Source organism: Saccharophagus degradans 2-40 (genome assembly GCF_000013665.1).
GTDB classification, from domain to species: Bacteria; Pseudomonadota; Gammaproteobacteria; order Pseudomonadales; family Cellvibrionaceae; genus Saccharophagus; species Saccharophagus degradans.
Genome location: NC_007912.1, coordinates 610,028 through 635,944, shown reverse-complemented (window position 1 = coordinate 635,944; position 25,917 = coordinate 610,028). Strand labels below are relative to the sequence as shown.

Here is a 25,917-nt window from a genome sequence, read left to right as displayed (position 1 = left end):
AAACTGCGCGGGCTATTGCCCTAATTTACTCTCTAGCAAAGCGCTCAGAGCGTTAACCGATGAAAGTAACCCCGCCTCTTGTGCCTGTAAAATAAGTGATCGCACATCACCTTGCGATACATCTTCAGTTTGGCTTTTAAGTATTAACGTCGCACGCTGAATATAATACTGCGACCAGGGTGTAGGCTCTTCGCGCGTATAGTCAATAAGTTGTTGTTTATAATAATCCAGCTCAGCCCACATCTGCCAACGGATACAAGACTCCATAGCCAGCACATAAAATCTAAAATAATTGTGGCCGATACAACCTCCGGCAAGCAGCTCATCACCTTTGGCTAAATAGCTTTTGGTAACCTCTGTATTATCGCCAACTAATGCTGCTGTAGCGTATACCCAAGGCCCTATAAATTGCTGGGCACTTAATATTTCTACTTGAGGAATCGCTTCTTCAATAACCGCAGCAGCGGCATCATAGTTACCGTCTAAATACTCTGCTCGGGCTAAGCTTTCTTGCAAGAAGGGAATAAATCGCTTCGCCCCAACATTTTTTGCAAGGCTAATAGCAGCGTCTATTTGATACTTTGCTTCAGATAGCTCCAGCATATCCAAGTAAACCCATGCGGCGGTTAAACGTGACACTATCTCCGCGCGCGAATGCCCCACCAGCCGAGTCAGCTCAATACCGTTGAGCGTATCGCGCAGGGCCTGCTTAGATTGATTTTGATAAATACGCACAGTGCCAAGCATAAATAAATTGGAGGCTATAACTGTTTTAAAATCATGATTCTCGCTAATTTCTAAGCACTCACGCACATAACCGTAGGCGCTATACATTTTTCCGCCGGCATAAGCGGCATCGCATAAACCACCCAACGCACGCGCTTGCATTTCGAGGTCTCGCGCCTGTTTCGCATACTCTAGCGCTTGCTTGTGATTATGCAAACAAACATCGATATCACCTTTCGGGAAAAAGAAATTGCCCTTCAAGTAATAAATACGAGCAAGTTTGCTAGGCATTGAATACTGATTAGCTATTTCTTCTGCCCGCACCAAACTTGCTAAGGCGCTATCGAAACAATCTAAAGTATTTAATGCATTGGCATTAAGCAATAAGGCTTCTACCTTGTCGGCGGGTGATGCAGCATGCGCTAACGCTTTCTCGGCAAGCTCTGCCGCCAATTTAAACTGGCCTAGCTTATTGTGAATATCGGCTTTGGTATAAAGAGTTTGAAATTTATCTAACCCTTCTACGCCATCCTCAAGCGCACTATTTATAAATTCTAGAGCAAGGTCGAAGCGAAAGTTTTTAATAAGTTTATCTACAGCCGTCGGCAGCTTACTAGCAATACTCGTACTTTTAATTCTAAATAAGTAACGCAGCTCTAAAGTTGTATCTTTATCGGCATACCACTGCGCGCATCTTAGGTTTAAATCGTGCTTGGCTTCGTCTTGTATTGATTGATAAATTCCGTCACATATTAACGCGTGATTAAAACTATAGCCGCCAGTGGCGCTCGATATTAAAAAACTTTTGATAAGCTCAGTGGGCTGATACTGATCATTTCCAGTTAGGAAACGAATAATATCCAAGGGAAACTTTTGGCCAACCGCAGAAGCCGCAAGTACAGCAAGTCGATCTACTGCTTTTAACTGATCTAACTTGGCGGTTATTAACGTTTGAATGGTATACGGCAACTGCTGCTTATCGGTAAACTCTGTACGCAAAAGTTGTTCGAGGAAGAGAGGATTGCCCTGTGCCTTAGATATACACAGGTGCTGATAGTCGTATTTATTGGTAATTTGCTGGGCTATAAACTGCGCATCCTGTAACGATAGCGGAGCCAAGTTTACAGTAGATAACGGAGCCGAAAGCGCTAAATGATTCATCGCATCGATAATGTGCTCTTCAGGGCGATGCGTGCATAAAATAACAATTGCTTGATCTTTAATTAATGGAATCCATTGCGCTAAAAAGTCTAATGCACTTTGATCCGCCCAATGTAAATCTTCAAAACACAGTAATACAGGGCTGCGCTGACAAACATGCCGCGTAAGTTTTACGCACAGCTGGATTTGCTGCTCTACTATCTCGTGATGCGACATTAAGCCAAATGAGAGCTGGATTTCTTCATCTAGGTCTTCTTTTTCTAACGCCCTTAGCAATCTATTTTCATGATCGGTAAGCAATCGTCGACACGACCCCATTTCGGGCGCATCGATATTTAATGTTGCACTATCTAGCGCCAATAGTTTGCGCACTACCTGACTAATGAGCTTAGCATTATGAATACCGCGAAGATCTAAAGCGGTTAGCTCGGCACACACATAGCCCTCACCACCGGCAATGTGCACACATTCTTTAAGTAAACGCGTTTTACCAATACCAGCAACCCCATTTAAACAAAAAACCTGCGCCGCTCGGTAATTTTTGGTGGAATCGATAATGGAGCGAAACTGATACAGCTCTAACTGCCTACCCGCCAATGCCAACTGCTGCACTTCCGACGAGCATTCAAACACAAGCCGACTAAAGCAGGCCGACAATTCACTGGGTGCATTATCCCATTCTTGGCAGTGAATATAGCGCGCGACAATTGGTTTTAGCTCTTCACCAACATATATAGCACTACCGCCATTATTGAAAAATGTACTCGCACAAACACCCAATTGGGAATGCGCATATTCATGTTCCGAAAATGGCGTATTTTGCCCAGTAATTACCGCAGCACAACGTCGACCTATAAGTGCAGGTAACACCGTCAACAGTTGTTTCGCACCGTAACAAGCTCGCAGCGGTTCGTTGCCATCGGAATAAGACGTTTTGGAAGATAAAATAAGCCCGCTCTTAGTATTGCTCACAACATCTAAGCGGTATTCGTGAAGAATTGTCGACACCTGAGAATAAGCATCGATATTTAGCTCGCTTACCCCATCCTCATAAAGAATATTGGTTAACACCACAGTTCGGTACACATCAATTGTGCCGGTGTTGTCCCTTTCAGATGTAGAACTGAGCTTTTCAGGCTGCAACAAAATGCTTTCTAGCGATACCCCAAAGAACTCACTTATGTCGCGCGCAGTGCGATACAAAACTCGCTTTTGGGCTTCGGCACGTTTAAGCGACGCGATAGACACGTACAGGCCCTGCTCTGCACATAGAAAGGCCATTTGCTCTTGACTAAGCCCCAGTTTGCGGCGATGCGCCTTTAGCTTGTCTCTATCGAGCGCTACCCGTCCATCCGAATTTATCATGCCCTGCCCCATCTATGCCAAATAGCGAATGTCTTACTGATACCAAACTGATACTAACGTGAACCCTAGCTGATCTCGCTGCTCCAGCGTGAAAACAGCACAATAAACTCACTAAATCGCACAGCAGATTCGGCTCAATAGCGAATGATTATATCAGCTGAGCGGTTTTGCAGGGCAGTGTAAGCGCGCTTTAGAGGTATATATCAATCGCTGAGCAATACCAGCAAACGCTGCCAACTAGGAAGATCAGTGTCAAACAAGGACATATGTAGCAGTGGATGCTCTGGCACAAAGATCAACATATTTTATATGCGTCGTTTATTACAAGGAGATCAAAATGTATTCCAGCAATAGAGTAAAAAGCAACCAACTAATAACGTTTGTTGTATGCCTATGCCTGTGGCTAGCCATCTCAACAAGTGCATTTGCGCAAAGCATCGACCCCGCTGTACTTACCGATTACCAGACAAAGATAACCACGGTTACTCAGTTAGAAGATAAAGCCAAGCACGTACTGCAGTGCGTGGAAACTCAGCAAGCGGTTATCAGTCAGCGAACAAACAGCTTAGAAATTACGCTTGGCAAATTAATCCAGAAACAGCAAAAGCAGCAAGAATCAATGACCGTCAAGGAAGCGCAAATTTCCGAACAGAAAAAATTAATGGCCACCGAGGCTAAAAAACTCAAAGAACTAAAAAACGAGAAAAATCGACTAGAAGCGAAGAAGCGCCAAGAGAAACGAGATATAGAGCACTGTAAGAAACAGTGGTGGACCATTAACAAAACCTGTGAATGGGCGAGTGAATTCGGAAAGCTAATTGGGCTAATAGACAACGTCGATGCCGATTTAGCTACGGCTAATAAAAAATTCACCGGCGCCGAGTCTCGTTACAACAAAACGCGCGATGAATTTAATGCAATAAAGAGCGCATTCACCAATACCTCTCGCGAAGCGAGAAAAACAAATAAGGCCATCGACGAATCAGAACAGGCTATAAGCAATCTTAAAGGCCAGTCTTCAGTGTTAATGGAACACATTCATTCCTCTAATGAATTAATAGAAAACTGTAACGAAACACTAGCAAATGCATCTGCAGTAAACAACGATGAAGCGAAGCGGCGCACGGTACGACAAATACATAGAAATTCCGAACAGCTACAAGCCATTATCGACGCATCGCCAAACAAAATTAACCAAGCAATATCACTACTCGCCCATCAGGGCGCCAATTGTAGCTAACTTTTTACCTACTACCATTCAATCTAACTTCTTAATATAAGGAATTTAAAAATGAACAATATCGAAAGATTCGAAAGCCTAGAGCAAAAGTTAAACGTATCAATTAATAGTGAACTTGAAAAAATATGCAGCCAAGTTCCAATTACCCTACCTAAAGCAACAGACACAATAAGCCAGCACTACATAACCAAACTTAAAGGTCGCTACGATATTGAAAGGTCAAAAAAAGATACCGACAACGCTATTGAACTTCTATACATCGCATATAACACCACGCCCCAATCTAACGGCAGTATTCGCGTAAAGATATCGGAAGTTATGAGTGCACTCATTAAGGCGCAACAAAAAAGCGAAGTAACCATGAGTAAAGCGTTACGCATAGCCGATTATATTCAAAAGCAAATTAGTGACTTCTTTCCTGATTGGCTAGATATAAAAGAAGGCAACGAAGCCGCTGAGATTAAAGACTTTGTAACAACGGATATGCGTGAATTAGCAACAATTATTCGAGACAAAGCAACAGAAGTACAAAATGATCTACTAAACATTTCGACGAACTACGAAGCTATTATTGACGAAACCAAATCAGCATCTAATAGCAGCGAAGAAGCACTAAGTACAAAACTAAAAGATAAAGCCGCCATCGAAAAAGAAATTAACGAAGCGAATGCAAGACGCGAACAATTGGAGTCGTTGGTAGACGATTTACAAGAGCGCGTAGCAAAATTTGAAAAAATGGCACGCGACTATGAAAGCCGTGCGGAAACCGCAGAAGAGCGCGCATTTGTTATGTCTATTGTACAAGCTGGTGCACAAATAGTATCTGCCGCTTTACCTGCAGTAGCAATGGCCGCTGGCGGCCCAGGGTCATTCCTAGCAGCCTCCACTATGAGCAGCATAAACCAAACTGGTAACGTACCTGCAGCCACGGGAGATTCCACATCGTCCAGCACTGCAGACAGCGCCACGAACGAAGCCCAACTGCGCTCGCAAATATCCGAAATAGAGGCCAGAAAGAAAACGGCTGACGCAAAGAAAAATGAAATTTTGCTAAAAATATCGGACCTTGAACAACAAAAAACCGCACTTATTGAAGCAGACAAAAGCAGCAAGCAACCTGCAACCAACACCGACGACGCGGAAGATAGCGAAAAGCCAGAGAGTGATGAAGAGGCGCAAGCCACAACCGCAAACGACGAACCTGTTAGTTCAAACCCAGAAATAAAAGCTATTGAAGTAAGAATAGCTAGCGCTCGCAAAGAATTAGAGTTAGCGACAGATAATGCCGATCAAATAGGCGCGGCGCTAGCCGGATTAAACCAAAGCCTAAATCAGCTTAGCGAAACTATGGGCAAAATGTCGCAAACCCAGCAAGACCAAGCCAGTAGCTTACGTGAAATGCAAATGAAAATGCTCGACAAAGTGGAGGAATACGAAAACGAGAAACGCAATCAAACTGCTGAGCTTATAAAGATTAAAGCGTTACTCAAAGGCAATCGCAGCGAAGAAGAAACTATTCAGCTGGCCATCAAGTCGCTCAACCTAAGCCTTAGTGCACTAAAGCGCGCAAAAGAAATTATTCAAGAGATCGCATTCTTTTTTAAATCTTTCGCTGATTTCATGAGCCAAATTTCTACTGAAGCCAGCCAACAAGTTGAAAGCATTGACAAAACAGCAGAAAAAACAACTTTGCGCAGAAATAGGCTGGCACAGGTTATTACAACCGCAGACCACTTTTTTGTTAACCAAACTGCCGAGTGGCATGCTGTTACAGCAGTTTCCGATAAGTTTTGCCAAAACTTTGCAGATGGCTGGACCAAGCTTAACCGACTAAACGGGACATATATTACTGGCGACGAGCTTAGCGCGTACCTTATTGAGGCCTCAGCCAAGCTAGAGCAGATTGCCGACGAACGCCAGCAAGCAAGCGACGCAAAAGTAGCATATATAAATCAAGCAAGAAGCGAATTAGCCGCTAGCTAAACAAATATGCACTAGGGGGCACTTGCTGCCCCAACAAATAAATGGCAATAGATCCAAAATATTTCATAACAGGATGTACTCTACTATGAACAAAACAATACATTTCCGTCAATCTGAGTTAATCGAAGCCACGGGAAGACAAAACCCAGGCGGTATATGTTTGGGGCTTACCGTGCAGTGGCTGGTCGCTATTAGTAAAGGCTTTACTGGCGAAGAACAACGGTTCTGGGACGATTTAAACTCCAGTAAAGCGAGTAATGAAAAAGCGCCGCTTCTAGGCATGGGCTACGCTAAAGAAGCCATTCAATTTCAGAATGAGTACGGTGCAAATAATAACGGAATAGGGAGCAGTGATTACGCCCGGAAAGTACTTAAAGATCACGAGCTAAAAATAGAATCTGCACAGGATGTTAGAGATTACAATGCACTCGCACTACGCGATATCGCACACAAAGTATTAACCCAGAATGGACGCTACACGCTGCTTTTAATTAAAGGGGATGAAGGCGCACACGCAATTGGTATTTATCGAAAATACAGCCTCTACGGTAAAAGCGAAGATATAGCCGTTTTTGACTCGAACCAAGGCAAGTGGGAAGCTTTTGGCGAAGGGGATACAGTAGAAGCGATTGCTAGCGTTATGTATCTGTACCGAGGTTGGTCCAACATACAATATTCCTTAGAAACATTTGCCTAACGCATTCTACGCCTTAGCAAATGCAAAAAAGGCTTGGCGGTTTCCCGTCAAGCCTTTTTATTTGGTTCAGCTTAAATACTATTTGTATTAAAAACCGTATTAATTACTTGCTGTTTTTAGAGCGCTTGCGTTCGGTTTCGGTTAATAACTTTTTGCGAATACGAATGCTTTCTGGAGTTACTTCTACCAACTCATCATCTTCAATAAACTCTAGCGCTTGCTCAAGTGTATGTTTGATTGGTGGTACAAGTGTTAGGGCTTCATCGGTACCCGATGCACGAACGTTGGTTAGCTGCTTACCTTTGGTTGGGTTAACCGCTAAGTCGTTGTCGCGCGAGTGAATACCAATTACTTGGCCTTCGTAAACCTCAACAGCGTGACCTAAGAATAGGCGACCGCGGCTTTGTAGGTTAAACAGCGAGTATGCAGCTGTTTTGCCTTTAACCATGCTCACTAGTACGCCGTTTTGACGGCTTACTACATCACCCACTTTAACTGGGCCGTAGTGAGAGAAGATGCTGGTCATAATACCTGAACCAGATGTCATGGTTAGGAAAGCGCCACGGAAACCAATCAAACCGCGCGAAGGAGTCAAAAACTCCAAACGCACACGGCCTTTACCGTCTGGCTCCATGTTAGTTAACTCGCCCTTACGCAAACCAAGCTCTTCCATAATGGAACCTTGGTGCTGCTCTTCAACGTCGATAACGACGTTTTCGTACGGCTCTTGCACTTCACCATCGACAACTTTTTGAATAACTTCAGGACGAGATACACCCATTTCGAAACCTTCGCGACGCATGGTTTCGATTAATACCGACAAATGCAATTCACCGCGACCAGATACGATAAATTTATCTGGAGTATCGCCCTGCTGTACGCGCAGTGCCACGTTGTGAATCAATTCTTGATCTAAACGGTCTTTAATATTACGGGTTGTTACAAACTTACCTTCGCGACCGGCGAAAGGTGAATCGTTAACAATAAAGTTCATGCTTACGGTTGGTTCATCTACCGATAGTGCTGGCAGGGCTTCTACGTTTTCTGGGTCACATAATGTATCAGAAATGCTTAAGCCGTCGATGCCGTTAATACACACAATTTCACCGGCGCTGGCCAATTGCGTTTCAACCTGCTCCAAACCTAAGTAACCTTTAACCGTTAGTACTTTACCTTTGCGCTCTTTGCCGTTGGCAGACTTAACAATCACTTGCTGATTAGGCTTAAGGGTACCGCGGGTAATGCGGCCCACACCAATTACACCTACGTAGCTATCGTAAGCCAATGCAGATACTTGCATTTGGAACGAGCCAGCTGGGTCTACTTCGGGTACTGGGCACTCATCAACAATCATTTGATACAGAGGAGTCATGTCTTCTGACATCTTCTCTGGGTCGGTGCCGGCAATACCGTTTAATGCAGAGGTGTATACCACTGGGAAGTCTAGTTGCTCTTCGGTTGCGCCTAAGTTATCGAACAAATCGAAGATTTGGTCCATAACCCAATCTGGACGCGCACCTGGGCGGTCAATTTTGTTGATAACAACAATAGGGCGCAAACCTTTTTCAAAGGCCTTAGAGGTTACAAAGCGGGTTTGTGGCATAGGGCCATCTACGGCATCAACCAACAAACATACGCTATCTACCATCGACAATACGCGCTCCACTTCGCCGCCGAAGTCGGCGTGCCCTGGGGTATCTACGATGTTAATGCGGTAATCATTCCATTGGATGGCGGTGTTTTTCGCCAAAATAGTAATTCCACGCTCTTTCTCTTGGTCGTTGGAATCCATGATGCGCTCGGCACCTTGGTCTTTGCGATCGAGCGTGCCAGATTGCTGCAGTAATTTATCAACAAGTGTGGTTTTGCCATGGTCAACGTGAGCAATGATGGCAACATTGCGAAGTTTAGTAATATCGGGAAGGGACACTGCAACAGCCTCGTTTTGGGTACAGATTCAGGGATAGCCTGATTTAAAGACGCGGCATTATAGAGGTAGTGGGGCTCAAACGATAGCGCAGTTTTTGCTCAATGCGAAATTAATGGGTTTAAAAGCCAAGACTAAGCCCCAGACTTAGCTCGCGGCCCCTATTTGGCAGGCCATATTCGAGGCTTTCGCTTTGTGCCGGTGTTTGGTAATTAGTATCTGCAGCATTTTTAACCTGTAGCCACAGGTCTCGATTCTTTGCCCACTGATAGCGTACTTTTGCGGTAAACCACTGATAGCTGTCGAGGGTAAGGCGGTCACCAGACGGTACAACCTGCTCGCGCTCGCCGGTGAACACCCAGCCGACATTTAGGTTCCACTTGCTCTTTTGGTAGTTAACCGTAACGGAGCCCGTGGTATCGGCAAGGCGAAAGCCCTCATCCAGCGGTGTAAACACATGTGAGGCGCTGGCACGCACCTGCCAATAGTCACTTAACTGCTCAAAGTAGCCAAGCTCTGCACCGCTTGCGCTCTCTTCATTCTGTGAGTTTGCAAAGATACGGTTATTGCCCATCACACGCTGAAAGATGCCATCTTTAAATTGATTTTGAAACATCGACACACTCAACTGGCGGCGCTCCCACGCCCCAACCCATACAAGCTCGAGGGTAGAGACCCTTTCTGAGTCTAATTGCGGGTTGCCGGTAACATAAATATTATTCTCTGCTGCTAATTCGTTAATAGTTGGCGCGCGAAATGCCTCGCCGTACAACAGTTTTAACGACTGGTTAGCCGTAAGCGTTCTAACCAACGCCAGCCTAGGGCTATAGGCAGAACCACTGCTTGAATAGCGGTCATAACGCCCCCCTACAGTAAGTGCCCAATCGTCATTGAGCTTAGCTTGCGCCTGCAAGTAACCTGCTAGCACGGTGCGGTCGAACGCGTGGTACACGTAACTATAACGCTCTTCGTCGCCATAAAACGCAATTGGGTAGTCACCATTGGCTAAAGCGGTTAAATCGTAATTATTGCGCACCCGCAAATCGCCATAATGCCCTTTGCGCCACTCCACCCCGCCCTGAAAGCTTATATCCGGCTGCCACTGCCAGTCGCCCTGCACTGCCCCCACAAGGTTTCGCTGTGGCTGCTCTAACTGAATAATAAAAGGGTCTGTACCGGATGGGCTGCTTACCGCCGCCAATGCACCTACTGGCGCAATAAACAACTGCGCCTCGTAGGCCAGATGGGAGTAAGAGCTACTAAAGTTTACCGTTAAATCTGGCGCCGCCTGCCAGCGGTGGCTAAGGCTCAGCCCGTCTACGGGGTTAATGGTGCGGCTGGTGCCTTCTGCTGTGGTATCGGGTATATAGAAATTTTTACTACGCCTGCGCTCAGAAACAAAAGTAACGCTGGTGTTATTCGAGCTAGCACTTAAGCGCAGGCTTGTGCCTGAGTGCGGGTCGGTAATGGTGGTAGGTAACCCAGTGAAGGTATCGGCAACATTATAGCGCTGCCCCTCGTCGATTAACCCCGTAAGCTGCGCATTAAGGGTCCAATTGGATACCGCATAGCTGGCCTGCGCATGCACGATTTTAGTTCCCGCATCCCCTGTACTCAACGACGACTCGATACGGTTTACGCCCTTTTTGGTGGTGATATCAATCACCCCCATAAAAGCGTTTGAGCCGTATAACGCGGAGCCGGGGCCGCGAATAAATTCTATTTTTTCTACGCCCGCAAGCAATATAACGGGTACAGCCAAAGCGCCATCAAAATCTCGATTTTGTCGCTGGCCATCTACCAACACTAAAATTTCGCGGTTTGAGCTACCAGTGCGTCGGCCGCGAGCACTTATGTAGTATTCGTTGGGCCCATCGCCCTGCCTAAACGCCTGAAAGCCAGGCACAAAATTAATAAGCTCATGCAGGTAATCCACCCCCATCAATTCGAATTGCTGGTGATGAAATAAAGAAATGGAAGACGGTGCAGAGAGAATATCAAGCTCGGTAAGCGTTGCGCTTTTAACCGGTACGTTTAGCAGCTCTTCTAGGGACATACCAAATAGCGCGTGATCATCCTGTGCACTTACATTCGCTGCCACACCTAAACCAACCGCAGCAAGCAGTTGTTTAAGTATATGTATTTTTGAATAACCAATACTCATGCGAATGGCAGAGTTCCTTTTGCTGGTTTCGCAACAAAACACAACGGTAAACGGAAGGGGGCTCTAATATCAAGTAAGTATAGGGGATATATCGCGCAGATTCGGTAGATGATGGGAGAAAAAAGTAAAAACGCGCCAACATTGGCGCGTTTATCGTTAAACCGGCACAAGCTACAGCGGTGAATTAAGTTACCGAATAGCGTCCGCCGCTTGCTTCAACACTTCCAGCGTTGAAGTATCGGAAGCAAATACCGCATTTAAACCTTGCGGCTCCTGCGGCGGGTCACCAACAAAGGTTTTATCGCCTTTGCGCCATACAGCATCATCGTGCATGGCTTTGCCATAACCGCCCCACGCCCAAAAGTTGGACCCTACAAACGGCCCGCCAGAGCGAATACTTTTAATTTGGCGATCGAACACATAGGCATAGAATTTATCGCGATAGGTTACCGCGCTTTCTGGGGAGAATTCACCTCCGTCGCGCTCCATACCAAACTCTTCCAGCACCACCGGCATATTTAACTCGTTAGCCAGTTTAATGTGGTGATCGATATATTTATCTGCAGTAGCAACTGCGCTGTCGTAGGTTTGCTCTGCGTTTTGCACATCGAACCAGCCCCAGTTTTTAAGCCACATATGGAATGTAACGTAGTCGATACCTGTTTCTTTGTGGGCGGTAATAACGCACTCATCCAACTCTAAGCAGCCCATGGTACCTTCGCTACCAATCGACACCAACTGCTTAGGGGCAATGCTTTTAATTAGCTGAGTGGTTTTACTTATCCAATCGTAATAGGCGGGTAAGTTAGACTTGCTCACATCGCCGTTACCTGGGCGCGGCTCGTTAGCGAGCTGCCAAGACATAATAGTGGGGTCGTTAGCGTACAACTCGCCGGTAATGGTATTGCGGCGGCTTACAACTTTTGTAAGGTAATTATTGAATAGTTGTTTCGCCTCTTCATTAGAGTAAAACCCCGCTGAAAAAAGTGCAAAAGCTGGCCATGGTTTGGTGGGGTCTGCCATATCAACAATTTCGCCACCGTTAACCCAGCTTAGGTAAGTCGCCATACCGCCGGACCATTCCCAAAAGTTATTCAGAAATATCACGGCTTTCATATCGCGCTTAGCCATTTCAGCTAACGCAAAATCTAAGCCCTCTAAAATATCGTGCTGGTTAATTTCACCGCGCTCACTAATTGCCGGTTTCATGGAATCGCGCAATGGAGATTTTTCGGATGCTCCTAAAATACGCAGGTTGGTCACACCCAAGGATTTTAATAAATCGAGTTCTTTAATTAGGCGCTCGCGATCGCCGTATTCAGGGTTGGTAGAACCAATATACGCGGCAAACCACATATTAGTGCCTATGTAGGCGTAGTCCTGCCCGCGCAATGTAAAGCGGCCACCATTTACTTGCACAAACTCTGTCGCTGCCACACCGGCATTTGCCGCAGTTTTGGTGGCAGGCAGCTCTTCAACTTTTGTTTCTGGCTGCGATTTGGCGCAAGCCACAGCAACGAGCGCAAGCATGCACAGGGCAGCGCGCTTTAAGTAGTTCACCATAATAGTCTCCGGGGTTTTGCTTTTATAGTTAGTTTTTTAGTTGATTTTATCGTTCTGTAAAAAATTTATTCGTTATTACCAAATATTCTCTGCACAAGCTTTATCGATTCCATCATAGCGCGGCCATTATGGTACGGCGCTTTCCAAGGGCCCATTTTACAATCGCCCGTGTGGGGTAAATCTAAACGCGACAACCAATGCCACTCGCCCCCAACGCTATCTTTTTGATAGCTATTTATAAATTCCCAAACATTTAATGCTGCATCTAAATATCGCTGCTCACCGGCAAGGTGGTAGGCATTTAAAAAGCCAACCAGGGCTTCGGCTTGCACCCACCACACGCGCTCATCCACCAACGTTTGGGTTTCAAAGTTGTATGCATCGAGCACTTCGTTGTACCTGCCAATACCCTGCTCTAAACAGGTTTCGGCTAAGGCAATAACCGCGGGTTTGTAGTGTGCATGCAACTCTTCGGACTCTAAAGACTCGACCGCCTCCCACATCAACCAACTGCACTCAATATCATGCCCGTAGGAATAGCTTGCGGAAACATCCTCCCAATCCATATCTTGAAACATGCGCAAATGCCAGTTTGCCTTGTTGATAATGTAACGGTCGAACAACTCTAAGCAATGCTTTATAGCTGCGCTCACTTTTGGGCTGGGTGCGGCAATATGTAATGCGGTATAAGCTTCTAGAATGTGTAAATGCGTGTTCATGGACTTGGGCGAATTTAAATCTTTTTCGCTTAAACGCATATCGTCTAAGCGACCCCAAGTATTAGAGAAAGCCTCTAAATAGCCTTGGTGATTTTCATCCTGCGCGTTGGCTTCTGTTAGCTCAAAAATAGCATGCGCCTGCGCCAGCACGTCGGCTTGCTTAGTAAGCCTGTAATAAGCGCTTAAACCGTAAATGGCAAACGCCTGTGCATATACTTGTTTGCGGTTATTTACAACGTTACCGCGGTAATCTAACGCCCAAAATACACCGCCATGTTCGGTATCTAAAAAATGGTCCACTATATAATAGTATGCGCGCTCAGCCATTTGCGCATAGCGCTTGTTGCCGGTAAACAGTGCCGCTTCGCTAAAAAACCAAAGAATACGCGTATTGAGGATAATGCCTTTATCGGCTGTGGCGTTCACCTTGTTGTCTACGCTCATTTCACCCACAAAACCACCGTGGATTTCATCGACCGTATTGTCCACCCACCAATCGGCTATAGCGTGTAACTCCGATTCAAAAGCATTATTCAAATCGGAATAATTCAATTTATTTTTTTTAAGCGGCACACCCATCTTACAAGCCCAACGCTTTCATCGCGGCTAAATTGCCATCTATTAATGCGTTGCGCGCTTCAACCGAAGCCGCTGATGTTAAACCGTCTTCGGGCGTGTTTATAGCGTAGTCAACTAATTGCTCTACGGTGCTAGTCGCCACATGCATGCGCGTATCCGATGAAGCGTAATAAATAAACACCTCGTCTTTGTCGGTTTGTATCCAGCCGTTAGTAAAAACAACATTCGATACATCACCTACTCGCTCGGCACCATCTGGCGCAATAAAATGCCCTGCAGGGCGATGGGTAACAACCCAAGGGCGCTCCAGTTCTGTCATAAATACATACAACACATAACGCAAACCCGCGGCGGTATTGCGCACACCATGTGCTAGGTGCAACCAACCCTGCGGGGTTTTAATGGGCGCTGGGCCTTGGCCATTTTTAACTTCTTTTATGGTGTGGTATACCTTCTCATCCACAATCACTTCTTCTTTAACTTCGGCGCGCTCCATGCTGTCGGTTAAGCCCCAGCCAATACCGCCGCCGCCGCCAACACTAATAAAACCATCCTGCGGGCGCGTGTATAGCGCGTATTTGCCATCCACAAATTCTGGGTGCAACACCACGTTGCGCTGTTGGCCAGAGTAGGTAATTAAATCGGGTAGGCGCTCCCAGTTAACTAAATCTTTTGTGCGTGCAATGCCGCACTGGGCCTCAGCGGCAGAGGTATCAGCTAAACGCTCTAAATCTTTTCTTTCGGTGCAGAATAAACCGTAAATATAACCATCTTCGTGCTGAGTTAAGCGCATGTCGTACACATTGGTATCGGGGCGATCTGTTTGCGGCATAGTGATGGGGTGATCCCAAAATTCAAAACCGTCTACGCCGTTATCACTTTGCGCTACAGCAAAAAACGATTTGCGATCATTACCCTCTACTCGCACGACCAACGTAAATTTGCCATTAAACATAATGGCACCGCTGTTTAGGGTTGCATTGACACCTTGGCGCTCAAGCAACTTTGGGTTTGTGCTTTCGTTAAGATCATAACGCCAAAAAATTGGGGCGTGGGCAGCAGTGATAATAGGGTTGGCCCAACGCTGGTAGATACCATTTGATTGCGCTGGGCTATTTTTTTTATTTATTAACGCTCTATGGGCGTCAAACAACGATTGCACAGCGTTTTTAAAATTACTCATTCACCAGAACCTCTAAAATAAACTTTATTTATTCTTCACTACTCCACACGGCTTTTGCGTTTTAGGCCCGCACAAATTGCGCGCGCAAAGCACCCCACCCTATGAATGTATTTATCAAAATATCAGAAACATAAATGTAATCGGTTACACCATTAATTGCAAGCCAACTCGCGGTGCAAAAATAAAAAAAACCAGTATTCGTATGACGAATTGCGCGTCTTAGGCCGAAACAGACTATTTGATTTTGTTACATGAAACAGGTTACATTTGGCGCACTATAAAACTAAATATCTAGCCGAACAGAGGCACCATGTCGAATATTAGAGAAGTAGCGCGCGTTGCAGGGGTATCTGTTGCGACCGTATCGCGTGCACTAAGCCACCCAGAAAAAGTCTCGCCCGCTTCCATGAAAAAGGTTAAGCAGGCTATCGAAGAAGTGAACTACCGCCCCAATATGCTGGCGCGCAACTTTCGCTCAGCTAAGGCCTATTCCATAGTTGTGTTAGTACCCGATATCGCCAACCCGTTCTTTTCGCTGGTTATTCGCGCCATTGAAGATCAAGCCCAGAAGCGAGGCTATGCTGTACTGCTTGGCGATACACAAGATTCCGGCGCAAAAGAGAAAGAATATATTCGCCTAGTAGAAACGCGCCTTGCCGACGGCATTATTCAACTGCGCCCCCATTCGCCAGACGCCCCCACCAATAAAGCATTAGGCCTACCCTACATAAACCTGTGCGGCACCGAAGACACACCTGGGCCGTGCATACGAATAGATAACGTATTGGCCTCAAAGAATATGGTGGATTACCTTATTTCACTAGACCACAAACGTATTGGCATAATTACTGGCCTACGCGGCAACCCGCACACCATGGACCGCATGAAAGGCTACAAGCAAAGCTTAGCTGAGGCAGGCATTGAGTTTGATGAACGCTTAATTGCCGAGGGCGAATACAGTATTTGGTCTGGCGTGAATGCGGCCAACAAATTGTGCGGCCTAGACAAACCACCAACCGCCATTATGTGCATGAATGACGAAATGGCCATTGGCGCTGTGCAGTCACTAAAGTCGCACGGCTACGCCGTACCACAGGATATTTCAGTAACAGGGTTTGACGATATTGATTACGCTCGTTACTGCGATCCACCCTTAACCACCATCAGCCAACCCGCTGAAGATATGGGTAAAATTGCGGTAGACTTGCTATTGCGCTTAATTGAGGGTGAAGAACTATCTAAGGAAGAGCACGTTTTACCTTACGATTTTATTGTGCGTAAAAGCACAGACAAAGCTAAAGAAGGCTAAACGTAAAACTGCGCTCGGTTATCACCGAGCGCAGGAACGTATTATTCGTTATCCATCTCTAACTGCTGCAAGTAATCCTGCGCTTCTACCGCCACAACGATTAAGTGGTACAACGTACTCGCCGGGGCGACATCCACACTGACTTCATCATCGGCATTTAATTGGTCGATATACGCACCCGGCGTAGAAGACACCAAGTAGCGATCAATCAAACGCTCCAACGCGTCTGCAGCAATTTGCTCGCCCTGCTCATGGCCAGCGGTGGCTTGCACAAGCCCAGCTTTTACCAACTCTATAAGCGGCCAGCAGCGCTTGGTGGCATCCAGCACCTTGCCATCTGCGGTAACGGCATCGTAAGCCAAACCGTTTTGATTCAAGCCAATTTCCAACCCTTTTTGGAACAGTGCATCCGCATAGCGGCTTACTTCGCGGCCACTACACGCCTGATACCAACGCAGCAACCAAACCCACTCAAACATGTGACCAGGCTCAACAATGCGCCCTTTATCACCCGCCAATGGGGTCCAATCGTCGTTGAAAAATTCCAAAAGTACGTTTTCACTGTCGTCGAAAAAGCGCGTCTCAAATAGCGCAAACATCTCACCCGCGCGCGCAAGCCAGCTCGCATCACCACTGGCTTCGTACCACGACATAAAGGCTTCAAACAGATGCATATGCGGGTTTTGTCTGCGGCACGGGGCATCGTAATCCCCTTCGCTCCAACCGCCGCACTTCTGACCGAACTTCTCATCTAAAAACGCTACCAGCTCTTCGGCCTCCATTTTAGACTCGTCATCATTAAACGCGCGGTAACGCCAGCTAAGAGAAAGCAAAAAGAAGGCGTGATCGTAAAGGTCCTGCTTACTATCGATAACCTCATAATTTGCGTTGAGCAAGTGCACGTAGCCCTGCCCAGAAGGGTGGCGACCAAAGTTATCTACAAACTGCGCCAACCCTTTTACTACCTGTGGCGCCACGTCTGTCCACCCAAAATAATGGGCCACGCTATAGGTAAACATTTGGCGCGCTTGCACGCGAACACGCAGGTTGACATCGAGGTCCGGCTTGCCGCTGGCATCTAAGCGCTCGTAGCTGCCCAAGTTATCGGGGTTTATGCCTACAGTGCTCCACAGCGGTAGGGCCTCCTGCTTAAACCATTCCACCAATCTCTGCGTGTTGCGCACCAACTTTTCATTCATTTAACCACCACTCCTAGTACGGTTTTAGGCGAGCCTGCCATTTTGGGGCGTAGCATAGCGCGCAAGCCGTAAAAATATAACCTTCAAATTAGAAGCGGCATTATTGCGCCAAATGTAACCGATTACAAGATGGTGATTTGCGCACTTTTCAAGCAGCGTAATCCAGAAGATGGAAACAAAATACAATGAATAGAAGTGCGCTTATTTAGGCCAACCGAAAGCGTTAGTTTCGTTACCCGGAATGGAAGGGTCCCTTGTTTCCACTTCCTCAAACACCTCCAACTTACTCACCCTGCCGGAGGATGCGTGCACAAAGCAATTTACATAGTTCACGCTGCGCTGCGGCTCGCCCTTTTTCTTCAAATCCATATCAAAAAATATTTTGTACACAAACTCGGCGTCGTCATAGCGGCTAGAGTGATCATCAACCACTAACGATTCCAATTGATTGGCGTAGGTAGAACGAAGGTTTTTTCTGCAGGTATGTACGGCATCAGTAAAGGTAACATTTTGATAGCCGGCCTTTTCACTGCCCCCCATACCCACACCGGATACAATGACGGTGGTAATGACAGAGGCCAATACCACCAAAATTGCCGCACAGATTACGACTATTTGTTGCTTTCTAGTTTCTGAGCTCGCCATATTGTTATGCACCTACTGTACGAGTACAGATTAGAGAAGCCTAAGGCCGATAAACACCTACATTAGTATAGCCAGCATCTAGCAAATGCCGAGCATGCAGCCCGCTCATTACCCCCTTATCGCAAAATAAATAATAGTTAACGGCTTTATCCAACTCTGCATAAGCTGTGCTTAATTGGTAAAAAGGTATTTCCAACACTTCGCGCCCTTCAACAGTAAGGGGTCGCAGTTCTTGCTCGGTGTGATGGCGAATATCAATAACTTTGGCACTGACGGGCAATTCCGACACCAATTCAACCTCGGCAAGCTCTTGCGCATCATCCATCACCTCATCGATAGATTGCACTACCGCGTTTTCTAGCGCGTGTTCGAGGATAGAAAAATCAAACTTTTCTTCTTCCGCCTCAAGCTTGGCACGATTCACTTTTGCAGAGGGTTTTACCGAAATAACACCGCAATACTCAGGCACAGCAGCAGAGAACTCTTCTGCGCCAATTTTGCGGGAGATATCAATAATATCGCGTTTATCCATCACAATAAGCGGTCGCAATACCATCATATCGGTAACGCTATCAATCACAGATAAGTTGGGAATGGTTTGGCTCGATACCTGCGCCACCGCCTCGCCGGTCACCATTGCCTCAATACCGCCGCGCTCGGCAATGCGCTCACCTGCACGCAACATCATACGCTTAAGTACTACGCCCATATTTGAAGGGCCAACCTTTTGCAGAATTTCCCCTACAACACCTTCAAACGGCACCGAGATAAAACGCACGCGGTGAGTAGAACCGAATCGATTCCATAAAAAGAACGCGATTTCTTTAACTGCTAGCTCGTGCTCGCGCCCCCCTAAATTAAAAAAGCAGTAATGGGTGCGCAAACCGCGCTTGATCATTTGAAAGCTGGCAACGGTAGAATCGTAGCCGCCAGAGATAAGAGATAGCACAGACTCCTGCGTCCCCATGGGGAAGCCGCCTAAGCCCTGATATTTTTTGGTTACCAAATACACCTGATCATCTTTTACTTCCAAACCAATAGACACATCAGGGTCTTTTAGTTTTACGCCGCCAGTGGGGTTATTTTGATTAAGGCCACCACCCACATAGCGCTCGACTTCGGTAGAAGTAAAATCGTGGTTGCCAGTGCGCTTTACTCGCACACAAAAGGTTTTGCCCTTAAGTTGGTCACCCCATGATGCTTGTACCAACTCGTAAATATCATGCAATGATTCAAAAGGGTGCGTTTGCACATGGGAAAAGTTCGCAATTCCCGGTGTACGCGCCAACATATCGATTAACTGCCCCTCCACAACGGGGTCATCCACCTTGGCCGTCACCTCGATACGATCCCACTCTTTGTTCACCCTAGCGGTTGGATGGATACGCTTAGCCATCAACCGTAAGTTATCGGTTAGCATTTTTGTCCAGCGCTTGCGCACGGGGGCACTTTTGATGGATATTTCAGGGAATAAACGAACAACAAATCTCATAACAACAAACCATACGCACCACTTCAGTGCAACATAAATTCAAAGCACCAATAGCGAGCACTCTTTTTGCTCGCTAATTGATCACCCTTCTCCGAAGCCCTGTAATACGGGGTTTCACGTCAATCAACAATTATGGCATATAATTTGCCACCTTACGCTCATCCATCTTGCGTCTTTAACAGATTACTATAAGATGGCGAATCGCTGAGGGCACACAATTAAGCCTTCCGATCCCAACTAATCAATAACATCAATGTGGCTAGGGCCATGACTCTGGAGGCATCCTCATGTCAGAGAAGACTCTGAATTTGATCAAAGAAAGCGAAGCAACGTGGTTAGATCTTCGTTTTACCGACACTAAAGGTAAAGAACAGCACGTTACCATCCCAGCATCATACGTTGACGAAGAATTCTTCGAAAACGGTCAAATGTTCGATGGTTCATCCATTGCTGGCTGGAAAGGCATCAACGAGTCCGACATGATTCTTATGCCAGACGACAGCACTGCAATGCTTGACCCGTTCACCGACGAAGCAACCGTTATCTTGCGTTGTGACATTGTTGAGCCTTCTACCGGTCAAGGCTACGAGCGCGATCCACGCTCTGTTGCTAAGCGCGCTGAAGAATTCTTGAAGTCTACTGGTTTGGGCGACACTGCATTCTTTGGTCCTGAGCCAGAATTCTTCGTATTTGACGATGTTAAATGGGGCGCCGACATGAGCGGTAGCTTCGTTAAAATTAACTCTGAAGAAGCAGCTTGGTCATCAGGCAGCAAATTCACCGACGGCAACCTAGGTCACCGTCCACGCGTTAAAGGCGGCTACTTCCCAGTACCACCAGTTGACTCACTACACGACATCCGCGCGTCAATGTGTAACGCAATGATGCAAATGGGTCTAGACGTTGAAGTTCACCACCACGAAGTTGCTACTGCTGGTCAGTGTGAAATCGGCGTGAAATTCAACACCCTAGTTAAGAAAGCTGACGAAGTTCAGATTTTAAAGTACTGCGTACACAACGTTGCTCACGCATACGGCAAAACAGCTACCTTTATGCCTAAGCCAATCGTTGGCGACAACGGTTCTGGCATGCACGTTCACCAGTCTTACTGGAAAGACGGCGTAAACCAATTTGCTGGTGACGGCTATGCAGGCCTAAGCGAAACTGCTTTGTACTACATCGGCGGTATCATCAAGCACGCCAAAGCAATTAACGCATTCTCTAACCCGGGCACCAACTCTTACAAGCGTTTGATTCCTGGTTTCGAAGCTCCTGTTATGTTGGCTTACTCTGCTCGTAACCGTTCTGCTTCTATCCGTATTCCTTACGTACCTTCTCCAAAAGGTAAGCGTATCGAAGCGCGTTTTGCTGACCCAATTGCCAACCCATACCTATGCTTCGCAGCAATGTTGATGGCTGGTATTGACGGCGTTAAGAACAAAATCCACCCTGGCGATGCAGCTGATAAAGACTTGTACGATCTTCCTAAAGAAGAAGCGGACAAGATTCCACAAGTATGTGGCAGCTTGCGCGAAGCGTTGGACAACTTGGACAAGGATCGCGAGTTCCTTACCCAAGGCGGCGTATTCACTGACGACATGATCGACGCGTACATCGAGTTGAAAATGGAAGACGTATTCAAAATTGAGCACACTACTCACCCGCTTGAGTTCGACTTGTACTACTCCGTATAAGTTAGATTATTGTGCTCTACATCTAAGCCCGCTTTATGCGGGCTTTTTTGTTTTTGGGATATAGCATATATTAATGCTAACTAAAGCATACCGAGCTGGAGCCGACCCCATGCGCAAAAGCTATTGCAACACCTCGATAATGAAATGGCTTATCGCACTGTGCTGCTGCACCCTCAGCTCAGCCTTAGTGGCCGACATATACAAACACGTCGATGAGAACGGCAAAGTAACCTATACCGATAGCAAAGTAGACGATTCAAAAAAAGTCGACCTTCCACCGATAAACACCCAGCCACCACAAAAAATAATGGCTCCCAAGCCTAAACCCAATTACGGCCCTGTACCCATAAAAGTTTCGCTGGTTAGCCCAACACACGAGCAACAAGTTGGCCCAGCCTTTAAAACCCTCACTATGAGCCTAAGCAGCAACCGCGATTTAACAGGTGACGAACTGTTCCAATTCTTTATGAATGGCCTGCCCGTAACGTTGCCCACTAGAGACACCACCGTAACTGTTGGCCCCCTAAAGCGCGGAAAAAATACCGCTTCCGTAAAAGTGGTGATGCCTTCAGGCAAAGTAGTTGCGAGCTCCGCTAACGTTACCTTTTACGTTATTCGCCCATAAATTAAGCGCACCACCCCAAAAAGCAACGCACCATATTGAAGCACAACTCATATCTTTCCCCCTCTAAAAGCATCATAATGGCGCCATACTGACCCAACTTATTGCAGTATTATGGCTAAGATATTCTTACTGGCACCTAAACACGTCAATTTTCGTAATCAAATTACCTCTACAATGCTTACTGCAGCCTATTTTGAGTCATAAACAGCAATAAACTCGCTACTTAAAGCCTGTAAAACCCACGCTGGCCCCAAATAGACGCAATTTTTTCATCCACCCGCAAGTATTGGTTTGGTTTTTGCTAATAACGTATTAATTAGATGAGAATAAAACATGGTTGAACAAGCAAACTTCCGACAAATACTCGACAGCCTGATTACGGCAGTCATAGTGCTGGAAGACGATTTAAGCATCGCCCACATTAACGCATCGGCAGAAATGCTGCTAAGCGTGAGCGGCGAGCAGCTTGTCGGCAAGCCTATTCAAGAGTGCTTTTTCGAAACCGACGGCACCCCCATGTCACTATCTGAAGCATTGCGTGAAAATCGCAATTTCACCAAGCGCAAAGCGCGCTGGAGCCTTCACTCTCATCAAGAAATAACTGTCGACTATTCGGTTACCCCCAGCCCCGAAATGGGCAAGATTATCTTAGAGGTGCAACCGCTAGATAGATTGCTGCGCATTAGTCGTGAAGAAGCCCTACTCTCTTCGCAAGAAACATCGCGCAACTTAATTCGCAGCATGGCCCACGAAATTAAAAACCCCTTAGGCGGCATTCGCGGGGCGGCTCAGCTGCTCTCTCGCGAACTGCAAGATGAAGACCTCGATGAATACACGCGCATTATCATCGACGAAACAGACAGATTAAGAAACCTTGTGGACCGCATGCTGGGGCCGCGCACATTGCCCAAAAACGAAGAAACAAATATCCACGAAGTATTGGAACACGTAGCAGCGGTAATCAAGGCCGAAATTGGCGGTGCGGTAAAATTGCGCCGCGACTACGACCCAAGTATTCCCGAAGTACTGGGCGATAAAGAAATGCTTATTCAGGCCACGCTGAACATTGTGCGCAACGCCGTACAAGCACTAATGGAAAACAGCAACCAAGAAAAGCCGCCAGAAGTAAAACTAAGCACCCGCGTGCAGCGCCGCTACACCATTGGCAGGGCGCACTTTCCGCTGGTAGCGCGCATTGGCATTGAAGACAACGGCCCGGGCATACCGCCAGAAATAATCGAAGACATATTCTTCCCCATGATAACGGGGAGAGCGGAAGGCACCGGCCTAGGCCTAGCCATTTCGCAAAATTTAATAGGCCAGCACAACGGCCTTATAGAATGCGAGAGCGAGCCGGGCAGAACCGAGTTCGCCATATACTTACCCTTGGGAAATCACTATGCATAAACCAAACTTGGTGTGGATTATTGACGATGACCGCTCTATTCGCTGGGTTCTTGAAAAAGCGCTGCAGCAGGCCGGCATTACTACCACCAGCTTCGAGTCTGGCGATAAGGCCGTTGAGCACCTCGCGCAGGAAAAACCCGATGTCGTGATTAGCGACGTGCGCATGCCCGGCATGAATGGCCTCACCCTGCTTACCCATTTGCACAAAGAAATACCGAACCTGCCCGTAATAATTATGACGGCGCACTCGGATTTAGACAGTGCCGTAGCAGCCTACCAAGGCGGTGCATTTGAATACCTGCCCAAACCATTCGACGTAGATGAAGCGGTAGCAGTCACCCAGCGTGCGCTCTCGCACGCCCAGGAGCAACGCGTAGAAGCACCAGCGGCGCAACCTGCCGTAGATACAGAAATTATTGGTGAAGCGCCAGCCATGCAAGAAGTGTTTCGCGCAATTGGCCGCTTATCACAATCCAATATTACGGTATTAATTAACGGTGAATCAGGTACGGGTAAAGAGCTTGTCGCTCACGCCCTGCACAAGCACAGCCCGCGCCGCGAAGGCCAGTTTATTGCGCTTAACATGGCGGCTATACCGCGCGACTTAATTGAATCGGAATTATTCGGCCACGAAAAAGGCGCGTTTACTGGTGCAGGCGCACAGCGCCAAGGTCGCTTCCAGCAAGCCGATGGCGGCACACTGTTCTTAGATGAAATTGGTGATATGCCCGCAGAAACACAAACCCGCTTACTGCGCGTATTGGCCGATGGCGAATTTTACCGCGTGGGCGGCCACACCCCCATCAAAGTAGATGTGCGCATTATTGCGGCCACCCACCAAAACCTAGAAGGGCTGGTTGAAGAAAACCGTTTCCGCGAGGATTTATTCCACCGCTTAAACGTAATTCGCATCCACCTACCTAAAATGGCGGATCGCCGCGAAGATATTCCAAAGCTAGCGCAGCACTTTTTGCGCCGCGCCGCCGAAGAGCTCGGGGTAGAACCAAAAACCCTTACCCCCGAAACCGAAGCTTACCTCAGCCACTTATCTTGGCCTGGTAACGTACGCCAGCTAGAAAACACCTGTCGCTGGATAACCGTAATGGCTTCAGGCCGCGAAGTGCATATTGCCGACCTGCCACCAGAACTAATGGAAGCCAGAACGGCAGAAGCGCCAAGTGGCGACTGGGAAAAGGCTCTGCGCCACTGGGCCGATCAAGCCTTGGCCTGTGGCCAAAGCGATATTCTTTCTGATGCCGTGCCCACCTTTGAGCGCGCATTAATAGAAACCGCCCTCAAACACACTGCCGGCAGAAAACGCGATGCAGCAAACCTTTTAGGCTGGGGGCGCAACACGCTCACGCGCAAACTAAAAGAGTTGGGTATGGCCTCCTCGGAAGAAGAAGTCGAATAACGGCTCCCTCGTTACGTTATGCCACCCTATCGCAAATTAGCACTTGCGATAGGGTCACTTCACTCACTTCAAACTATTACTAAAACTTACCAATAACGCGCTTCACATTTATATCTAGGCACTTCGATATACACCTTTCTGCCGTTACTGCGGTACTCCACACGGAAACACTCCCCATAGCGGTTGCGCTCGTAAATTGGTTCAACATAATGCGTACGGTGCTCCTTGCGGTGATAGCGATGATGATGGCGATCACTGTGATGATCTGACGCAATAGCGCCTAATACCAACCCACCCAAAAAGGCGCCAGCTTGGCTGTTGTGGCTATCGTGACGCTTGTGCGTGCTGCGATGGCGGTTGTTATGATGGTTATCGTGACGACGATCGCTGTGATGCGCATGATGGCGCTCATTACGATGATGCTCACGATGGCTGTCACGACGATCATTTCTATCGGCTCTGTGCTCTCTTCTATGCTCCTGCCGATGCTCTTGGCGGTGTTCCCTTCTATGCTCTTGACGACGGTCTGCACGCTGCTCTCTATGCTCACTGCGACGATCATCACGCGCCTCGTGATGGCGCGGCTTTTCTGCAAATGCGCTGGAGGCGAAGAAAATACCAGCCACTAATACAAGGCTAGTTGCGGTGGCTACGGGAATGGTTCTCATGGCGCTCTCCTCTTGTTTGTGAAGCGTTAGAGGTAGATTAACCATGTACCACTGAATAGAAACTGAACCTCTGAAAACAACCCGCAGAAGCTAAAATTAATCGCCAAAAGCAAATCACTAAGGGCTAGCGGTTAAAAGCGAAGGGATGAAAAAAAGG

At 47.1% G+C, this 25,917-nt stretch carries 18 protein-coding genes; 8 read left to right on the top strand and 10 right to left on the bottom strand.

From position 1 onward, the window contains the following. Nucleotides 1-12: 12 nt before the first annotated feature. Complete coding sequence (locus SDE_RS22825) at nt 13-3,252, bottom strand: AAA family ATPase (RefSeq protein ID WP_011467000.1); 3,240 nt, start codon at nt 3,250-3,252, stop codon at nt 13-15. Between the two features lie 337 nt (nt 3,253-3,589). Here SDE_RS22825 and SDE_RS02790 point away from each other — a divergent pair, with 337 nt between their 5' ends. The 3 genes from SDE_RS02790 to SDE_RS02780 all read left to right on the top strand — a co-directional run bounded on the left by SDE_RS02790 (nt 3,590) and on the right by SDE_RS02780 (nt 7,172). Further along, nucleotides 3,590-4,492 carry a hypothetical protein gene (locus SDE_RS02790; RefSeq protein ID WP_011466999.1) on the top strand — a complete coding sequence of 301 codons (903 nt, stop codon included), beginning with the start codon at nt 3,590-3,592 and terminating at the stop codon, nt 4,490-4,492. 51 nt (nt 4,493-4,543) lie between these two features. Continuing rightward, on the top strand, nt 4,544-6,475 hold the full coding sequence (locus tag SDE_RS02785) for a hypothetical protein (protein ID WP_011466998.1): 1,932 nt from the start codon (nt 4,544-4,546) through the stop codon (nt 6,473-6,475). 85 nt (nt 6,476-6,560) lie between these two features. Beyond that, entirely contained in the window at nt 6,561-7,172 is a 612-nt protein-coding gene (locus tag SDE_RS02780; protein WP_011466997.1) for a YopT-type cysteine protease domain-containing protein, read from the top strand. Nucleotides 7,173-7,275: 103 nt separating this feature from the next. On the opposite strand, the gene typA is transcribed toward SDE_RS02780, so the two are convergent. The 5 genes from typA to SDE_RS02755 all read right to left on the bottom strand — a co-directional run bounded on the left by typA (nt 7,276) and on the right by SDE_RS02755 (nt 15,307). Further along, a complete protein-coding gene (typA, locus tag SDE_RS02775; protein ID WP_011466996.1) occupies nt 7,276-9,102 on the bottom strand; it encodes a translational GTPase TypA in 1,827 nt (608 codons plus the stop codon). Between the two features lie 118 nt (nt 9,103-9,220). Then, nucleotides 9,221-11,263, bottom strand: coding sequence for a TonB-dependent receptor plug domain-containing protein (locus tag SDE_RS02770; protein ID WP_011466995.1), 2,043 nt, complete (start codon nt 11,261-11,263; stop codon nt 9,221-9,223). 189 nt (nt 11,264-11,452) lie between these two features. Beyond that, nucleotides 11,453-12,826: a glycoside hydrolase 5 family protein gene (locus SDE_RS02765; protein WP_011466994.1), complete on the bottom strand. Its 1,374-nt coding sequence runs from the start codon at nt 12,824-12,826 to the stop codon at nt 11,453-11,455. Between the two features lie 65 nt (nt 12,827-12,891). After that, nucleotides 12,892-14,124 (bottom strand): AGE family epimerase/isomerase, encoded by a 1,233-nt coding sequence (locus SDE_RS02760; protein WP_011466993.1) that lies wholly within the window; start codon nt 14,122-14,124, stop codon nt 12,892-12,894. A gap of 1 nt (nt 14,125) precedes the next feature. Further along, the gene (locus tag SDE_RS02755) at nt 14,126-15,307 is read right to left on the bottom strand and encodes a glycoside hydrolase family 130 protein (RefSeq protein WP_011466992.1); all 1,182 of its coding nucleotides are present in this window, start codon (nt 15,305-15,307) and stop codon (nt 14,126-14,128) included. A 310-nt stretch (nt 15,308-15,617) separates the two neighbouring features. Here SDE_RS02755 and SDE_RS02750 point away from each other — a divergent pair, with 310 nt between their 5' ends. Beyond that, nucleotides 15,618-16,616, top strand: a complete 999-nt coding sequence (locus SDE_RS02750; RefSeq protein ID WP_011466991.1) for a LacI family DNA-binding transcriptional regulator — start codon at nt 15,618-15,620, stop codon at nt 16,614-16,616. 41 nt (nt 16,617-16,657) lie between these two features. Here SDE_RS02750 and SDE_RS02745 read toward each other — a convergent pair whose 3' ends face one another. The 3 genes from SDE_RS02745 to thiI form a co-directional block, all read right to left on the bottom strand. Beyond that, the gene (locus SDE_RS02745; RefSeq protein WP_011466990.1) at nt 16,658-17,815 is read right to left on the bottom strand and encodes an AGE family epimerase/isomerase; all 1,158 of its coding nucleotides are present in this window, start codon (nt 17,813-17,815) and stop codon (nt 16,658-16,660) included. A gap of 201 nt (nt 17,816-18,016) precedes the next feature. Then, nucleotides 18,017-18,460 carry a hypothetical protein gene (locus SDE_RS02740; RefSeq protein ID WP_011466989.1) on the bottom strand — a complete coding sequence of 148 codons (444 nt, stop codon included), beginning with the start codon at nt 18,458-18,460 and terminating at the stop codon, nt 18,017-18,019. Nucleotides 18,461-18,500: 40 nt separating this feature from the next. Continuing rightward, the gene (gene thiI / locus SDE_RS02735; RefSeq protein WP_011466988.1) at nt 18,501-19,952 is read right to left on the bottom strand and encodes a tRNA uracil 4-sulfurtransferase ThiI; all 1,452 of its coding nucleotides are present in this window, start codon (nt 19,950-19,952) and stop codon (nt 18,501-18,503) included. Between the two features lie 287 nt (nt 19,953-20,239). On the opposite strand from thiI, the gene glnA reads away from it, so the two are divergent. From glnA to glnG, 4 genes are all read left to right on the top strand, one after another. Next, complete coding sequence (gene glnA / locus SDE_RS02730) at nt 20,240-21,646, top strand: glutamate--ammonia ligase (RefSeq protein ID WP_011466987.1); 1,407 nt, start codon at nt 20,240-20,242, stop codon at nt 21,644-21,646. Nucleotides 21,647-21,719: 73 nt separating this feature from the next. After that, nucleotides 21,720-22,271 carry a DUF4124 domain-containing protein gene (locus tag SDE_RS02725; protein WP_083762928.1) on the top strand — a complete coding sequence of 184 codons (552 nt, stop codon included), beginning with the start codon at nt 21,720-21,722 and terminating at the stop codon, nt 22,269-22,271. A 333-nt stretch (nt 22,272-22,604) separates the two neighbouring features. Further along, nucleotides 22,605-23,678, top strand: a complete 1,074-nt coding sequence (glnL, locus tag SDE_RS02720; protein WP_011466985.1) for a nitrogen regulation protein NR(II) — start codon at nt 22,605-22,607, stop codon at nt 23,676-23,678. After that, a complete protein-coding gene (gene glnG, locus SDE_RS02715) occupies nt 23,671-25,092 on the top strand; it encodes a nitrogen regulation protein NR(I) (RefSeq protein WP_011466984.1) in 1,422 nt (473 codons plus the stop codon). The genes glnL and glnG overlap by 8 nt, the downstream gene beginning before the upstream one ends. An 86-nt stretch (nt 25,093-25,178) precedes the next feature. Here glnG and SDE_RS02710 read toward each other — a convergent pair whose 3' ends face one another. Continuing rightward, entirely contained in the window at nt 25,179-25,760 is a 582-nt protein-coding gene (locus SDE_RS02710) for a hypothetical protein (RefSeq protein ID WP_011466983.1), read from the bottom strand. Nucleotides 25,761-25,917: the final 157 nt, after the last annotated feature.

Bases quoted from the DNA above. Each gene is read 5' to 3' on its own strand.
- SDE_RS02745 (WP_011466990.1), bottom strand. From the start codon at position 17,815: ATGAATGAAAAGTTGGTGCGCAACACGCAGAGATTGGTGGAATGGTTT.
- SDE_RS02725 (WP_083762928.1), top strand. From the start codon at position 21,720: ATGCTAACTAAAGCATACCGAGCTGGAGCCGACCCCATGCGCAAAAGC.
- glnG (WP_011466984.1), top strand. From the start codon at position 23,671: ATGCATAAACCAAACTTGGTGTGGATTATTGACGATGACCGCTCTATT.
- SDE_RS02760 (WP_011466993.1), bottom strand. From the start codon at position 14,124: ATGGGTGTGCCGCTTAAAAAAAATAAATTGAATTATTCCGATTTGAAT.
- SDE_RS02785 (WP_011466998.1), top strand. From the start codon at position 4,544: ATGAACAATATCGAAAGATTCGAAAGCCTAGAGCAAAAGTTAAACGTA.
- SDE_RS02755 (WP_011466992.1), bottom strand. From the start codon at position 15,307: ATGAGTAATTTTAAAAACGCTGTGCAATCGTTGTTTGACGCCCATAGA.
- SDE_RS02765 (WP_011466994.1), bottom strand. From the start codon at position 12,826: ATGGTGAACTACTTAAAGCGCGCTGCCCTGTGCATGCTTGCGCTCGTT.
- SDE_RS02790 (WP_011466999.1), top strand. From the start codon at position 3,590: ATGTATTCCAGCAATAGAGTAAAAAGCAACCAACTAATAACGTTTGTT.
- glnL (WP_011466985.1), top strand. From the start codon at position 22,605: ATGGTTGAACAAGCAAACTTCCGACAAATACTCGACAGCCTGATTACG.
- thiI (WP_011466988.1), bottom strand. From the start codon at position 19,952: ATGAGATTTGTTGTTCGTTTATTCCCTGAAATATCCATCAAAAGTGCC.
- SDE_RS22825 (WP_011467000.1), bottom strand. From the start codon at position 3,252: ATGATAAATTCGGATGGACGGGTAGCGCTCGATAGAGACAAGCTAAAG.
- glnA (WP_011466987.1), top strand. From the start codon at position 20,240: ATGTCAGAGAAGACTCTGAATTTGATCAAAGAAAGCGAAGCAACGTGG.
- SDE_RS02770 (WP_011466995.1), bottom strand. From the start codon at position 11,263: ATGAGTATTGGTTATTCAAAAATACATATACTTAAACAACTGCTTGCT.
- SDE_RS02710 (WP_011466983.1), bottom strand. From the start codon at position 25,760: ATGAGAACCATTCCCGTAGCCACCGCAACTAGCCTTGTATTAGTGGCT.
- SDE_RS02740 (WP_011466989.1), bottom strand. From the start codon at position 18,460: ATGGCGAGCTCAGAAACTAGAAAGCAACAAATAGTCGTAATCTGTGCG.
- SDE_RS02750 (WP_011466991.1), top strand. From the start codon at position 15,618: ATGTCGAATATTAGAGAAGTAGCGCGCGTTGCAGGGGTATCTGTTGCG.
- SDE_RS02780 (WP_011466997.1), top strand. From the start codon at position 6,561: ATGAACAAAACAATACATTTCCGTCAATCTGAGTTAATCGAAGCCACG.